Below are 14,366 nucleotides of genomic sequence, written 5' to 3'. Positions count from 1 at the left end.
TACCTAATGCCTATTTGTTACGCACAGGAGCGGGTCATGGGCAAAACACGTACATCAGCCGGGTTATTGGCAGGACTCTTGACGGTAACGCTCTGGGCGAGTCTCCCGGTATTGCGCGATTTGATCAATCTACCGCCGATGTTGACGGCCGCAGTCGCCATGGGCGCGGCGGCGCTAATGGCACAAGGCGTCGGGCAGCGAGGCGGCTCGGCAAGCGGGACGTCGTCGTATCGTGACTGGAAGTTCTGGCTGATGGGAATCGGTGGCCTGACGGGCGCGCTGTATTTCTACTTCTCGGCGCTGGGGAAGGGCGATCCGGCGAAGATCACTCTCGTGACCTATCTTTGGCCATTGGGTTTCATGCTCGTCGCGGACGTACTGGCGGGGCGTGGACTCAGGGTGCGTACCTTGCTGGGGTCGGCCGTGGCTTTTTCAGGCCTGATCCCACTGGTGCTCTCGAACGGCCAGGGAGAACCGACTTCGGCGCTCGGCTATGTGGAAGGGATTGCTTCAGGTATCTCCTGGATCATGTTTTCCCTTTATCTGCGAGGGCGCGCCGCATTGTCCTGGGTCGAATACAAATACTTGTTTGCCGGCGCCGCCGTTGCCTCCTGGGGGCTGCATTGCCTATTCGAAGTCACCCCCGAACACACGACCGCCATGGACTGGAGCGTCGCGGCGCTCATCGGTGTCGGCCCTTATGGGCTGGCCTTTATTACCTGGGGCTACGCCTTGCTACGCAGTTCCTCCACGTTGCTGGGGGTGCTGACCTATTTCGTGCCCATCATTTCTTCCTTGTTTCTGATTCTGGTGGGACGCGCCGCCTTTAGCGTGCCGCTGGTCATTGCCTTTATCGGCGTACTGGGAAGCGCGGCTATTACACAGATGAAAAGTCGTAGAGAAGAGGTGGCCTAGCGGGATGGTCAAACGCAGCCGCCCTTTCATGAAGGGCGGCGTTGCATGCGTTGTTGGGTGTCAGCGTCAATGCGCCAGCATTTCCTGGGCGATAGCATCGCCATCCAGGTCCGAAGGGTAGTACGTCGGCCAGTTCGTGACTTCATCCAGCAGAGCGGCGCGATCATCGCCCCAGTAAAGATGATAGTGGCTGGCATCGGTGGGGTAGATGGCATGATCGCTGAACTGGATGTAGCGAGGCGCATCCGCGTTGCCGCCGTCGCGCTCGAAGATATAGCGCACGCCGCGATTGCCGGCCTCGTACGTGAGGATTTCATAACCGTCGTAGGTGTATTCCCCGGTGCGCTTGTTGCCATCTGCGTAGAATGAGACCTGGTCACCCTCGATCACGATGCGATCGACATCCGTGCGATAACCGGTCGTGTAGTACTGCTTATAGTCGGCAGCCGTCTTGTCATCGCTATGCGCGGCCTTGTGCGCGAATACTTCATCGAGCGTGCCGTCCTCGAGGTAGGGATACACTGACTGCCAGTCACCTTCCCAATCCGATAACGCGCGATCCTCTACCTGGCTGTCATCGAAGTAGCCGGCGTAAATATCACTGTCATGATCATGGGAGTGGTCATGCGCATGATCGTGGCTATGGCCGTGTTCGTGCGCGTGGTCATGCTCATGGTGGTCGTGGGCGTCCTGCTGGGCGACGGCAAGCGGAACGCTCGCCAGCGATAGCAGGCCTAGCGCGAGGGCGGCATGGGCTGAAGAGTGACGCATGATGATCTCCTGGCGTGAATCAATGAGGCGAGTGTAAATCGTTTTGTATGTTATAACATACCTAAAAATGATGCTGCATAGGGTAGCTCGATGCAAATGACCGCTATCCCATCAGTCATCCTGGGTGCACTGCGAGACGGCATCGGCAAGTTGATGCAGTAGTTGCGAGTAAAGCTCGCTCCCCAGCGTGAGGTCGGTGCCGAGCGGGTCGATGACGATGGAAGTATTCACCCCGGTATCGCCGAATACGCTTTTCACCAGTTCCGGATTGTATTGAGGCTCGCTGAACACGCAGTCGATGTCGTGCTTCTCGACGAGGGTGTGGAGTGCCTGGATACGAGACGGGCTGGGTTTGCGTGCATCCCCGAGTGAAATCGCCCCCGCTGCCGCCACATCGAAACGGTTCTCGAAATACTGATAGGCATCGTGAAAGACGATGAAATCGGCATCGTGAGCGTTGGCGAGCTGCTGTTGCAGCGCTTTTGTCAGTGTTGCCAGCTCATCTTCACCGAGGCGTGCGTTTTCCTGATAAGTGGACGCATGTGCCGGATCGAGCTGGGCCAAGGAGTCGGCAATGATACCTAGCCAGGCCTGTGCATTTTCGGGATCGAGCCAGACATGGGGATTCAATCCGTCGTGAGCGTGATCATGCTGATGGTCGTGGTCGTGGTCGTGGTCGTGGTCGTGGTCGTGGTCGTGGTTATGCCCATGATCGTGTCCGGCATGACCATGATGATGCGCTTCGAAGGTGGCCCCCTGGCGGTATTCGAGTGTCTGCGTTTCGGGCAAGTCCATCAGTTCGACGCTGAGGGCGTCGTCACCCAGGGTATCCAGCGAATGCGTCAGCCAAGGGGTCAGGTCTTCGCCGATCCAAAAGACGGCATCGGCGTTCTCGAGCGCTTCGGCTTCCGAGGGGCGCATGGCATAGCGATGAGGGGATGCACCCTGCTGGATCAGTAGGTGCGGGGAGCCTAGATCTCCCATCACACGATCGACCAGCGAATAGACCGGGGGGATATCCACCGCAACCGAAGGGACGGCGGCGTAGGCGGCAGCCGGCGACATGAGTAGTGCGGCCAGGTAGGGGCTGAAACGATGCATCGGACGGTTCTCCAGGCGTGTGTGAGCGAGTATTGAACACCAATATGTTATGTTATAACATATTTTATAGTGCAAGGAGCAACCCTTCCTTTTCATCTGTGAGGTCATCCCTTCGTGGAGCAGCGACTTATGTATCCGGATTCCCCATGAGACTACTGTCGATAGCTGAACTGGATCTCGCCCTCGGTGGTCATCTCGTGTTGGAAGATATCCACCTTGATCTCGAGCGGGGCGAAATCGTCACCATCGTGGGACCCAACGGCTCGGGCAAGACGACCTTGCTGAAAAGCATTATCGGCGCTTTGGTGCCGCAACGCGGCTGTATCGACAAGTCGCCGGGCATGGTCATTGGCTATGTGCCGCAACGTTTACACCTCGATGCGACGTTGCCGATGACGGTATCGCGCTTGATGCGTCTTCCGCGGCGACGACCGAGGCATGAGATCGATACAGCGCTCGAACGTGCGGGCGTCACTCAGCAGGCCAGTAGCCAGATTAGCGACCTCTCGGGCGGGCAGTTTCAGCGCGTTCTGCTGGCGCGTGCGTTGCTTTCGTCTCCCGATCTATTGATTCTCGACGAGGCGACGCAGGGGCTCGATCAGCAGGGGATGGCCGACTTCTATCGCCAGATCGAACGGGTACGCCAAGAATTGGGATGCGCCGTCCTGATGGTCAGCCACGAACTGCATGTCGTGATGCGGGCCTCGGATCGCGTAGTGTGTCTGAACCGTTCCATCTGCTGTGCGGGAACGCCTGAGCGGGTTGCCGCCTCACCGGAATATCGCGCCATGTTCGGCCTCGATGACGAAGACGCCTTGGCGCTATACCGTCACCGCCATGCTCGTCCCTCCTTGGAGATTGCCCCGTGATACTCGATGACTTCCTGGTACGCGCCACCCTGGCCGGCCTGGGCGTTGCCTTGGCGGCCGCGCCGCTGGGTTGTTTGGTCGTGTGGCGGCGCATGGCCTTTTTCGGTGATGCGACCGCACATGCGGCTATCCTGGGCGTGGCGCTGGCTCTGTTGCTGTCGACGTCGATTTTCGCCGGCGTGCTGGTGGTGTCGTTGCTCATGGCGACGATCGTGTCGCTGCTGAGCGGCAAGGGGTACGCCATGGATACGCTATTGGGAGTCATGGCACATTCGTCGCTGGCGTTGGGCCTGGTGGCGGTCTCCTTCGTTTCCGGCGTACGCATCGATCTGATGGCCTACCTGTTCGGCGATATTCTTGCCGTCGGCAAGGCCGATCTTGCCGTCATCTGGGGAGGCGCGGCCCTGGTCATGGCCTTGATGGGATGGCGCTGGTCGCGCCTTTTGACCGCAACACTCAATGCGGAGCTGGCGCATGCCAGTGGTATTGACCCGCAACGCGAACAGCTCATCCTTACGTTGTCGCTGGCCATCGTGGTGGCCGTTGCCTTGAAGGTCGTCGGCGTATTGCTGATCGCTGCCTTGTTGATCATTCCCGCAGCGGCGGCACGTACGCTTAGCCGCACGCCGGAAAGCATGGTGGTGGTCGCGGCGATGATCGGTGTGGCGGCTGCCGTCGGTGGTTTGCAAACGGCCTACTGGTTCGACACACCGACGGGGCCCACCATCGTGAGTCTCGCCGCCGCGCTGTTTGCCTTGGCGAGTGTGCTCGCGTATGTCTGGCGTACGGCGTTACGCATCATGGCAGCGCGCCCGGAGCGGTCCGCGTAAAGACATCGAATCCGCCATCCAGGCGATGGCGGATGCGAAGCATTGCGAGTCGTTGCAAGGCGCGATGCTCAGGCCGGTGTCCAATGCCATTCCGTGTGCGCGACCGCGTCATGGGCATGCAGACTTTCGGCATGCACGATGCGAGCCTTGAAGCCGCGGACGTTGGCGTCTCCGCGCAGGGCATGCTGCACGCGGCGTGCCGCATCCTCGCAGAACATCAAGTTCTGGCCGTTAGCCAGAGCGAAGGCCTGTTCGTCGACGCGCTTGACCGCCGTCTGCAAGGCCGTGCCCAGCGCATTCTCGACGTTATCGATCAGTGCCTCGATGGGGAGTGTATCGAGGCCGTCGACCAGACGTAGCGACAGGTGCGCCTGGCTGCGTTGGCTGTGCGGCGTGGCCAGGATGCCTTGCTCGCTACCCAGCCACGTCCTGACGGCGTCGTGGCTGATCGGCATATCGGTAAAATCCTCGTCGAAGGCCTGCTGGATCGACTGTCGCGCCAAGGCCGCCGAGCAGGGGCAGGTCGAAGAATAGCCGATCGTGATCTCGAGAGTCGCCTGCATGCCGTATGCATCTTGGCGACAGCGCAGCGTAAAGGGGTATGCCTTCCAGCCTGATCGCGGGCTGATCAGCGCGGGGCGCTTGATCAGGACGTCACCGCTCAGATCGAGAAACGCCGTGCTGGATAAGTCGTCATGGCTATCCAGGAAGCGCTGCAATACCGTGCTCACGCGCGATAGCGTTACCTCCTGGTGCTCCAGGGCATCCAATGCCAGATAGAGACGCGACATATGGATGCCACGCGCGTCGGCAGCATCCAGTGAAACCCCGGCCGACACGCTGGCATTGAGCGGCTGGCCCGTTAGACGCACAGGCAAGGCAATATCCTCCATGCCGACCCATGCAAGCGTGCCATCCTGTGATGCCAAGCCGCTGGCCACATCGCTTAATTCAGACTCATTCATAGTAGGTTGCATGTATCAGTCCCAGGCTGGAAAAGGATCGGGCAATGTCTGCCAGTGCGCATTGCCGGCGAGCATTTCCTCTTCGCTCAACAAGCAGGCATCGAGCGCTTGGCGCATTTGTGACTGATTCAGGCGTTGACCGATGAAGACCAATTCCTGGCGCATGTCGCCGAAGGGTTCCTGCCATTTATCCATGATCGCCTCCCGATACTCGGGGTCGTCGGGCCAGTGCGCTTTGGGTACGGCTTTCCAGAACATCCCCGCGAAACCGTAATGCGCGATGCCGCCGGCCTGGCTCCACTGCCCAACGTATTGAGGCCGTGTGGCCAGCCAGAAGAAGCCCTTGGAGCGCAGCAGCGTGGCGTCGAAGCCATCGCCATGAATTAGCTCGTAGAATTTCTGTGGATGAAAAGGACGCCGGGCATGGTAAGTGAAGCTCGAAATGCCGTATTCCTCGGTTTCCGGCACGTGTTCGCCGCGCATTTCCTTCAACCATCCCGGTGCCTGCTGGGCGCGCTCGAAACTGAAACGTCCGGTATCCAGAACCTTGTCCAGCGGCACCTGGCCATGCGCCATGGGGATCAAGTCGGCCTCGGGATTGAGCGAGCGCAGCACTGCCGTCAGCTCATTTAGCTGTTCGGTTTCGAGCAGATCCGTCTTGCTGATCAGCAAGACATCGCAGAACTCGACTTGGTCGACCAGCAGGTCGGCGACATTGCGTTCATCGTCTTCGCCGAGGCTTTCTCCGGCCTCGGACAACGACTGGGCCTCGTGATATTGGGAAAGGAAATTGGCGCCATCCACCACGGTGACCAGCGTATCCAGCCGGGCGACCTGAGAGAGGCTCTGGCCGCCTTCGTCCGTAAAGGTAAAGGTCTCAGCTACCGGCAATGGTTCGGAAATGCCCGTGGATTCGATCACCAGATGGTCGAAGCGTTCCTCGGCGGCTAGACGCCGCACCTCGACCAGCAAGTCCTCGCGCAAGGTGCAGCAGATGCAGCCATTGCTCATCTCGACGAGGCGCTCTTCGGCTCGGTTGAGCGTCACCGTGTCGTCGGGCGCCTGTTCTTCGGTGGCCGCGCCGCGGATCAGTGAGGCGTCGATATTGACCTCGCTCATATCGTTGACGATCACTGCCACGCGCCGTCCTTCACGGTTGGCGAGAATGTGGTTGAGCAATGTGGTCTTGCCGGCCCCTAGAAAGCCGGACAGTACGGTGACCGGGAGTGTTTTCTGCGATGACGCCATGATGTTTCTCCTCTTACCTAGTATGCGCAGCGCTGTGATGTACTCGACGCCCACTTACGACGTGGCGGCACTAAATAATATGTTATATCATAACAAATTGGCAATTACTGAGATAGCCATCATGGCGATGACGTGGCCTGAGCCCGTTCCAGCGGTCACTTTTTTGGCGCATGATACCGGTTCAGGGTTTTGGTTTATCGACGTGCAAAAGGAAGCGCCATGAAAGGTTGGATACTGGGGGTGCCGTTGACGCTGTTGTGGGGGATGAACGTGGCCCTAGCGCAAACGGATGACGGGGAGTCGCAAGCGCGCGAGGTGCTCGACCCCATCGTCGAGTCGCTGATGGCCGACCAGCAGATTTCTGGCATGGCAGTCGCCATCGTGCGTCCGGATGGCACACAGATCTTCAATTACGGCGTTGCCGACCGTGAGACCGACTCAGCGGTCGACGATGCCACGCTGTTCGAGATCGGTTCGCTCAGCAAGACGTTCACCGCGACACTCGCCTCCCAGGCCTCCGTTCAGGGCAAGCTCGATCTCGATGCCCCGATCAGCCGTTATCTGCCCGCGCTCGAGGGCAGCGCCTTCGATGAGATCAGCGGCCTCAATCTGGGTACCCACACCACCGGCGGGCTGCCGCTTTTCGTGCCGGATGAGGTGACCGACCGCGCATCACTGATGAGCTGGTTCCGCCAGTGGCAGCCGCCGGAAACGATTGGCGACGTCCGCACCTACTCCAATCTCGGTATCGGGCTACTCGGCGTGGAGACGGCGGCGAGTCTGGATAGCGAGTTCGTTCCCGCGATGCATGCGCACGTGCTGGAGCCGCTGGGATTGCAGCACACTTGGTACGACGTTCCCGATGATCATATGGCTGATTACGCCATGGGCGAGAACAAGGACGGCCAGCCGATTCGCGTGGCGCCGGGCGTGCTCGACGACGAGGCCTACGGTATCAAGACGACCGCCGGCGATATGGCCAGGCTGGTGCAGGCCAACCTGCATCTCGCGGAGATCGGCGCCGAGCTACAGCAGGCCATCGACGCTACTCGCCAGGGGTATTACCGAGTCGGCGACATGACGCAGGATCTGATCTGGGAGCAGTACCCACTCCCCGTCGCGCTCGATACGCTGCTGACCGGTAACGGCTATGACATGATCCTCGACCCCAACGCCGCCAAGGCGATCGAACCGCTACAAGCGCCGCGTGACGATGTCTGGATCAACAAGACCGGCTCCACCAACGGCTTCGGCGGCTATGTCGTGATGCTGCCCGGCGAGCAGACGGGGCTGGTGATGCTGGCCAACAAGAACTATCCCAATGACGCTCGCGTTGAGGCGGCTTATCGCATCCTGTCCGGCCTTGGCGTGATCGACGTGCCGTAGCGCATGAGGGTACAGTTCGGCTCTGTCTCCACGCTCAAGCGGCTGGGCGCTTCAGTCCGGCGCCGGGGTCTCGAAGGTATCGCGTCGGCGCACCGTCAGCGTGGTGCCGATCGAGGCGACGATGATCAGGCCGATGGCTAGCCACTGCAGGCCACTCAGGAGTTGGCTCAGGAACAGCAGGCCGGAGAGCGCACCGATCGCGGGTTCCAAGCTCATCAAGGTACCGAAGGTCTGGGTCTGTAGGCGCGGCAGCGCTACCATTTCGAGCGTGTAGGGCAGGGCCGTGGACAGCACGGCGACGGCAAGCGCGAGCGGTAGTACTTCCGGAGCGAAAATCGCTGGTCCGACGTCAATCAGACCGACAGGGGCGATCACCACCGCCGCGATGGTGATGCCCAGCGTGGCGCTTTGGGCGCCGTTGACCGAGCCTGCCTTCTGGCCGAACAAAATATAGAGTGCCCAGCAAGCCCCGGCCCCCAGCGCGCAAGCCGCACCGTAAGGGTCTATCGGACCATTACGGTCGTCACCCAGCAGCAGAAGGAACGCCAGGCCGAGCACGGCAAATGCCACCCATAGCAGATCCAGCCAGCGTCGCGAGGAGAGCATCGCCACCGTCAGCGGCCCGGTGAACTCCAACGCCACCGCGATACCCAGCGGCACGGTCTGCAGCGCCTGGTAGAAGAGCAGATTCATGACGCCGAGGGCGACGCCGTAGATCAAGGTCGACTTCCAGGCGCGGCGGCTGAATCGCTGGCGCCAGGGCCGCATCACGATCAGTAGTATAAGCGCGGCGAGAATCAAGCGGATCGAGGTCGTGCCGGTGGCGCCGATGATCGGAAACAGGGTCTTGGCGATGGAGGCACCGGTCTGGATCGAGCACATCGCCACGATCAGCATGGCCACCGGCCACACTCTGGCCACGAATTCGCGCACGGCGACTGACATGACATCTCCCTTGTGCTGGAACATGGTACTTCCCTGATGGCGCCAGGCCCGCCCTCACATGCCTAGAACACACATTCAAAATGAAAGCGCCTAGACTACGCCGTCTCTACGCGGACATCTAACGCCGTGTCATCGAACGCCAGACGGCCGGCAATCGCTGCCATCTTCGCCAGCGGGGTGGCGTATTGCCAGGCGATATCGTGGTGCTCGCCAGTGCTGTAGTAGGTGGCGTCTCCCTTGAAGGGACAGTGCGTCATGGTCTCGGAGCGGGTTAAGTGGCCTATGCGCACGTCGCTTTGGGGCAGATACTGGCGTGGCGGATAACCGCGCTCGCGAAGCTCGATGGCGCGAGTGCTATCGGCGATCAATGTGTCGCCGTCCCATACCTGAATGCGCCGGGCGTGCGAATGCAGAGTAATACGGTCTTGTGTGGGGGCCTCTGACATGGGGTCTCCCGGGCTATTGAGTGTCTGCCGACAAGGGGGATTCAGTGAGCGCGTGTTTCACGGCGGCCTCGGCATGCAGTGCCGTGGTGTCGTAGAGCGTCACATAGGTGTCGGTTGCCTTGATCAGCATGGCGATTTCGGTGCAGCCGAGGATTACCGCCTGCGCGCCCCGGGCATGCAGCGAGTCGATCACGTCTAGAAAAGCCTCCCGCGAGGCGGATTCGATGCGCCCGAGGCACAGCTCCTCGAAGATCACTCGGTGCACTTGGTCGCGCTGGGTGTCCTCCGGCACGATGACCTCGATGCCGAAGCGCTCGGTCAGGCGTTGCTTGTAGAAGTCCTGCTCCATGGTGAAACGTGTGCCGAGCAGTCCGACCCGTGTGATGCCGTCGGCGACCAGGCGTTCGGCCGTGGTATCGGCGATGTGCAGCAGCGGGATATCGATGGCCGCTTCCACCTGCGGCGCTACCTTGTGCATGGTGTTCGTGGCGATCAGCAGGAAATCCGCCCCGGCGTGCTCGATCTGGCGCGCGGCGGTGGCCAGTGCTTCACCTGCCGCGTCCCAGTGCCCTTCGCGTTGCAAGGTCTCGATCTCGGCGAAGTCGACGCTCACCATCGCCACCTTCGCCGAATGCAAGCCGCCCAGTGCCTGCTTCACGCCCTCGTTCAGCGCGCGATAGTAGCTCTCGGTGGACTCCCAGCTCATACCGCCGAGCAAACCGATGGTGTGCATAGTGACTAGCTCCTTGCATGGAGAAAGGAATAACGTCGTGGCGTCATCGAGTTCATCATAACCTGCCGCCGCGCTTGGTCGATCCGCGAGACGGATTGTCGCACCCTGCCTTGCATCATAGCGCCGCAGGCCGCCTCTGACCCGGGGTACGTGCGCATGGCATCGCATGCACCATGAGCACGCGCGATCATCTGGCTGTGTTTGGCACAGGGCTGCGCTAGTATGGCATGCGTCTGACTATCTCCCGGCCGATTCCATGTTCTTTTTCTCGCGCACATCCACGCGTCGTCTCACTGCTTGGCTGAGTCTGTTCGCCATGCTGCTGGTCATCTGCGGCCCGGTGATAGGCCAGGCCAGCGCGTCCCTGCGGGATGATTCGATGCCCGCGCACAGGATGATGCACGTTGACGCTGGGCAGGGTGCGCCGTCCAGCGGCCATATCGAGTCGGTCGGGCTTCACGATCAGTGTGCTTATTGCTCGTTATTCGGCCATTTCCCGGTCATCGAAGGGGCTTCCAGTGCCCCCGTACCGGATAATACCGCTGTCATTGCGCCGCGCGTGCCGAGGGTGCTTGCATCCCAGGCCGTGGCGACCACCTTCCCCAATGCACTGACCCGCGCCCCACCTCCCGCTTTTCGTCACGTCTAAGCGGTCTCGATCCCAGCCAGGTGTGTGTATGTCGACGCATGCTCAGGGTCGTCGACCAACAATGGATTCGGCTACCTGTCGGTAGCCAACGGCACGCTATGCGGGGGCTTCATGTCTCGTTCTTCACGTGACGCCAGCGACCTTTATCGGGCGGTCTGGCGTTGGCATTTCTACGCGGGTCTCATCGCGATTCCCTTTCTGATCTCGCTGGCGGTGACCGGTGGGCTGTATCTCTTCAAGGATGAGATCGACCAGTGGCTCAGCGCGGACATCGTGCGCGTCGAGGCACAGTCGTCGCCGACGGTAGCGCCGCAGCAACAGCTCGATGCCGCCGTGGCGGCGCATCCTGGTGAGGCATTCCGCTACGTGCCGCCGGCGGCGCCCAATCTTGCGTCGGAGGTCGACATCACCACCGCCGACGGCAAGCAAGCCGTCTACGTCGACCCTTATACCGGTGAAGTTACCGGCACGACGGCTTATCGCGGCAGCGTGATGTGGATCGTGCGGTCTATCCACAGCCTCAGCTACTTCGGCGAGACGGCCAGCATGATCATCGAGATCGTCGGCGGCTGGTCGATCCTGCTGGTGCTGACCGGGCTTTACTTGTGGTGGCCACGCGGACGGCGCGGAGGCGTGATGACGGTACGCGCGACCCCGGCGAAGCGGCTCTTCTGGCGGGATCTTCACGCCGTTACCGGACTCTTCGTGGCTGGTTTCATTCTCTTTCTCGCCGTGACCGGGATGCCCTGGACCACGGTCTGGGGTAGCAAGGTCAATGAGCTCGCCAACGGTCACAATTTCGGTTATCCGGACGGGGTGCGTGTCAACGTGCCGCTCTCCGACGAACGGCTGGCGGAGCGGGAGAAGACGACCTGGTCGCTGGAGCAGGCGCAGTTGCCGGAATCGACGCCCGGGGGCGCGGACGCGCAGAGCATCGGCCTGAACGGCGCAGTACGGACGTTCGACGATCTGGGGCTCGCGCCCGGCTATGCCGTCAGCCTGCCGAGCGACCCTAGCGGGGTCTATACCGGCTCGATCTACCCCGACGATTTGTCACGGCAGCGCGTCGTGCATCTGGATCAGTACAGCGGCGAGCCGCTTCTGGATATGAACTATGCCGACTACGGCCCGCTGGGCAAGTCGCTGGAGTGGGGCATCAACGTCCATATGGGCCAGCAGTACGGGCTCGCCAATCAGCTGATTCTAGCGCTGGCCTGCGCGGGGATCGTGCTGCTGTGCGTCTCGTCGGGCGTGATGTGGTGGAAGCGCCGACCCAGCGGCAAGCTGGGAATTCCCCCTGAACCCAAGGACCCCCGTCGACTGCGCGGCGTGCTGGCGTTGCTCGCCATCGGTGGCGTCATCTTCCCGCTGGTGGGCGCCTCGATGATCGTCATGGCGGTGGTGGATGCACTGGTGCGTCGGTTCAGTGTCCGGCGTGGGGTGGCGGCCGTCTAGTCCGGGCGGCCGCGACCGCGTAGGCCGTGAGCGTTAACGCTTTCGGTGGTTGGGTTTGCTAGCCGAGATATCCTTGAGCCCGCCGGAGACGTATTTGTGTAGCACGCTCGATACCAGCGACTGATAGGGGAGCCCCTCTTCTAAGGCACGTCGTTGAAGTGCTTCCAAGTCACGCTGGGAAATGCGGATATTGATGCGCTTGTCTTTTTTGAACGCGTCCGCCGCCGTTTGGGCAAGATATTCTCGGCGTTCGTTGTCTAGCTCAGATACGAATTCATCAGCATCGTAGTCGTCGAGCAGTGCTTGCTCTTCGTTATTTAGCTTGGTTTTACTCACCATTCTGCTCCTGTAAATACTTTCTGGAGGCCTTGCGGCTGGGAATGATCGTCTTTAAGAAAAGCGCCTTTTCATCCTCAACGTAGGGGACCAGCCAAGCGTAGTCGTCAATTCTGACCACGAATATGCGCTGGTTCGGGTACTTTTCTTTATTGGGATGAACCATATCATCGAGCAAGCCATCTGCTTGCAAAGCGAATACGACATCTTCGAAGGAGACGCCCCTCTCATCCATTAAGAGCTGGTTCTTGTCAGCATTCCAATCGATTGGTTTCATGCGGGTAGTGTAGCAGTATGTGTGCCTATTGGCATCGCAGTGTCATAAACCTCAGCTTGGCGTGCGCCAGCGTGTTTTCAGCAGTAACTCGACGTCTGACTTGTGTCTTCGTCTGTATGAAGGCGTCATGGAGTTGGTCAACCGCTCCTCGTATGTGCCTCGCCAGGGCGGGGGATTATCCTGAAGGGCAGTATGTTCTCTCACCGACCAGGATCGATGCGATGAAGGCTGCGGCCGCCCGCCCGACCACATTGTCTGCTGCCTGGAGCCTGCGCACGCTGTATCGGCTCTCGCCGTTGGGTACGGTGGGCTGTTTCATGACCGGCATCACCAATGGCGCGGTCTTCGGCATGGGTGCCGTATTCGCTACCCGCTGGGCACGGCCTGGACGGAAGAAGCTGCGTAGGAAGAAGGGCAACTGGAACTGGCGCTGGAAATGGAAGCGGAAGCCGAGGCCGATGATGAAGTGTCGAGGGTGTAACACGGTAATGTGTGCACAGTGCCTGACCCAGCCCCTTCGTCAGAAACAAATCCTCACAGAACGCCGGTGTCGCTGGGGTACGTTTCACTTTTATCCATGTTAAATTAGCTCTCTTCCACATAAACGTGGCACGAGCGTGGCAAGCGACGATCGTTTGAGCGCGTGCGTTCTTGCCATGCATGACATTCAGGGACGATGCCATGTCAGAGGCGCTTTTCGACACCTTCGATATCGATCTGTCGCCGTCGCAGCGGCTGCTGACACTGGACATTGCCGGGGCGTCGCTGCTGCCGCACCGGCTGGTGGGCGAGGAGCGGGTCAGTGAACCCTTCAGCTATACGCTCGACTGCATCTCCCAGCAGAATGATCTCGAACTCAAGACGCTGATGGCGCAGCCGGCGAAGCTGTCGATCCTGCAGGCCGACGGTAGCTACCGCCAGTTGCATGGCCTGGTTGCCGAGGCCGCGCTGCTGGGCGAAGACGGCGGCGTCACCTACTACCAGCTTACCCTGGTGCCGTGGCTGGCGATGCTGAAGCTCGGCCGCGACAGCCGGATCTTCCAGGACCATTCTGTGGTGGAGGTGCTGACCCAGGTGTTCGACGGCCATGAACTGGCCCGGGGCCGCTACCGTTTCGACCTGCGCCGCGACTATCCCGCGCGCAGCTACTGCGTGCAGTACCGCGAGAGCGACTTCAACTTCATCAGTCGCCTCTGCGAGGAAGAAGGCCTTTGGTATTATTTTGAATATCAATCGTCCGAATCCGCCGACAACGACGGGGAGACCGAGGGCGACAGCCAATCTTTCGACGGCCACCGTCTGGTCATTACCGACGACGTCGATACCACCCGCCCCGTCAGCCCCCAGGCGATTCGCTTCCACCGCCAGGATGCCACCGAGCGCGAGGATGCCCTCAATCAGTGGGGCGGCGTACGCAGCCAGCAGCCTACCCGCGTCAGC

General features: G+C 60.7%; 16 protein-coding genes. 7 read left to right on the top strand and 9 right to left on the bottom strand.

The features are described 5' to 3' along the window. The first annotated feature begins 36 nt into the window (after positions 1 to 36). Positions 37 to 915, top strand: coding sequence for a DMT family transporter (locus L1073_RS12135; RefSeq protein ID WP_246899622.1), 879 nt, complete (start codon positions 37 to 39; stop codon positions 913 to 915). 66 nt (positions 916 to 981) lie between these two features. Here L1073_RS12135 and L1073_RS12130 read toward each other — a convergent pair whose 3' ends face one another. Continuing rightward, entirely contained in the window at positions 982 to 1,686 is a 705-nt protein-coding gene (locus tag L1073_RS12130) for a ZinT family metal-binding protein (protein ID WP_246899620.1), read from the bottom strand. A 111-nt stretch (positions 1,687 to 1,797) separates the two neighbouring features. Next, positions 1,798 to 2,787 carry a zinc ABC transporter substrate-binding protein gene (locus tag L1073_RS12125; RefSeq protein WP_246899619.1) on the bottom strand — a complete coding sequence of 330 codons (990 nt, stop codon included), beginning with the start codon at positions 2,785 to 2,787 and terminating at the stop codon, positions 1,798 to 1,800. 146 nt (positions 2,788 to 2,933) lie between these two features. Here L1073_RS12125 and L1073_RS12120 point away from each other — a divergent pair, with 146 nt between their 5' ends. Together L1073_RS12120 and L1073_RS12115 are read left to right on the top strand one after the other, a co-directional pair. Beyond that, positions 2,934 to 3,656 carry a metal ABC transporter ATP-binding protein gene (locus L1073_RS12120; protein ID WP_246899618.1) on the top strand — a complete coding sequence of 241 codons (723 nt, stop codon included), beginning with the start codon at positions 2,934 to 2,936 and terminating at the stop codon, positions 3,654 to 3,656. Next, positions 3,653 to 4,486: a metal ABC transporter permease gene (locus L1073_RS12115; protein WP_246899616.1), complete on the top strand. Its 834-nt coding sequence runs from the start codon at positions 3,653 to 3,655 to the stop codon at positions 4,484 to 4,486. Before L1073_RS12120 ends, L1073_RS12115 begins: the two co-directional genes overlap by 4 nt. 68 nt (positions 4,487 to 4,554) lie before the next feature. Here the strand turns inward: L1073_RS12115 and folE2 are convergent, their stop codons facing one another. Then, complete coding sequence (gene folE2, locus L1073_RS12110) at positions 4,555 to 5,463, bottom strand: GTP cyclohydrolase FolE2 (protein ID WP_425531583.1); 909 nt, start codon at positions 5,461 to 5,463, stop codon at positions 4,555 to 4,557. Between the two features lie 3 nt (positions 5,464 to 5,466). Then, positions 5,467 to 6,699 carry a zinc metallochaperone GTPase ZigA gene (gene zigA, locus L1073_RS12105; RefSeq protein ID WP_246899615.1) on the bottom strand — a complete coding sequence of 411 codons (1,233 nt, stop codon included), beginning with the start codon at positions 6,697 to 6,699 and terminating at the stop codon, positions 5,467 to 5,469. Positions 6,700 to 6,918: 219 nt separating this feature from the next. On the opposite strand from zigA, the gene ampC reads away from it, so the two are divergent. Then, complete coding sequence (gene ampC, locus L1073_RS12100; protein WP_246899613.1) at positions 6,919 to 8,085, top strand: class C beta-lactamase; 1,167 nt, start codon at positions 6,919 to 6,921, stop codon at positions 8,083 to 8,085. A gap of 51 nt (positions 8,086 to 8,136) precedes the next feature. On the opposite strand, the gene rhtA is transcribed toward ampC, so the two are convergent. The 3 genes from rhtA to L1073_RS12085 form a co-directional block, all read right to left on the bottom strand. Further along, positions 8,137 to 9,030, bottom strand: coding sequence for a threonine/homoserine exporter RhtA (rhtA, locus tag L1073_RS12095; RefSeq protein WP_246899612.1), 894 nt, complete (start codon positions 9,028 to 9,030; stop codon positions 8,137 to 8,139). Between the two features lie 95 nt (positions 9,031 to 9,125). After that, positions 9,126 to 9,476, bottom strand: coding sequence for a DUF427 domain-containing protein (locus L1073_RS12090; protein WP_246899610.1), 351 nt, complete (start codon positions 9,474 to 9,476; stop codon positions 9,126 to 9,128). Positions 9,477 to 9,489: 13 nt separating this feature from the next. After that, positions 9,490 to 10,209: an aspartate/glutamate racemase family protein gene (locus tag L1073_RS12085; RefSeq protein WP_246899609.1), complete on the bottom strand. Its 720-nt coding sequence runs from the start codon at positions 10,207 to 10,209 to the stop codon at positions 9,490 to 9,492. Positions 10,210 to 10,465: 256 nt separating this feature from the next. Between L1073_RS12085 and L1073_RS12080 the strand changes: the two genes are divergently transcribed. Then, positions 10,466 to 10,858 (top strand): DUF2946 domain-containing protein, encoded by a 393-nt coding sequence (locus L1073_RS12080; protein ID WP_246899608.1) that lies wholly within the window; start codon positions 10,466 to 10,468, stop codon positions 10,856 to 10,858. A gap of 111 nt (positions 10,859 to 10,969) precedes the next feature. Continuing rightward, positions 10,970 to 12,313 (top strand): PepSY-associated TM helix domain-containing protein, encoded by a 1,344-nt coding sequence (locus L1073_RS12075; protein WP_246899606.1) that lies wholly within the window; start codon positions 10,970 to 10,972, stop codon positions 12,311 to 12,313. 33 nt (positions 12,314 to 12,346) lie between these two features. Here L1073_RS12075 and L1073_RS12070 read toward each other — a convergent pair whose 3' ends face one another. After that, positions 12,347 to 12,649, bottom strand: coding sequence for a CopG family antitoxin (locus L1073_RS12070; protein ID WP_246899605.1), 303 nt, complete (start codon positions 12,647 to 12,649; stop codon positions 12,347 to 12,349). Next, positions 12,642 to 12,926, bottom strand: coding sequence for a BrnT family toxin (locus L1073_RS12065; protein WP_246899604.1), 285 nt, complete (start codon positions 12,924 to 12,926; stop codon positions 12,642 to 12,644). The genes L1073_RS12070 and L1073_RS12065 overlap by 8 nt, the downstream gene beginning before the upstream one ends. Before the next feature lie 681 nt (positions 12,927 to 13,607). Between L1073_RS12065 and L1073_RS12060 the strand changes: the two genes are divergently transcribed. Beyond that, positions 13,608 to 14,366 (top strand): type VI secretion system Vgr family protein (locus L1073_RS12060; RefSeq protein ID WP_246899602.1); only part of this gene is annotated, 759 nt, incomplete at its 3' end.

Source organism: Chromohalobacter nigrandesensis (assembly GCF_023061285.1).
Taxonomy (GTDB): domain Bacteria; phylum Pseudomonadota; class Gammaproteobacteria; order Pseudomonadales; family Halomonadaceae; genus Chromohalobacter; species Chromohalobacter nigrandesensis.
This window is presented reverse-complemented; position numbering and strand designations above follow the sequence as displayed.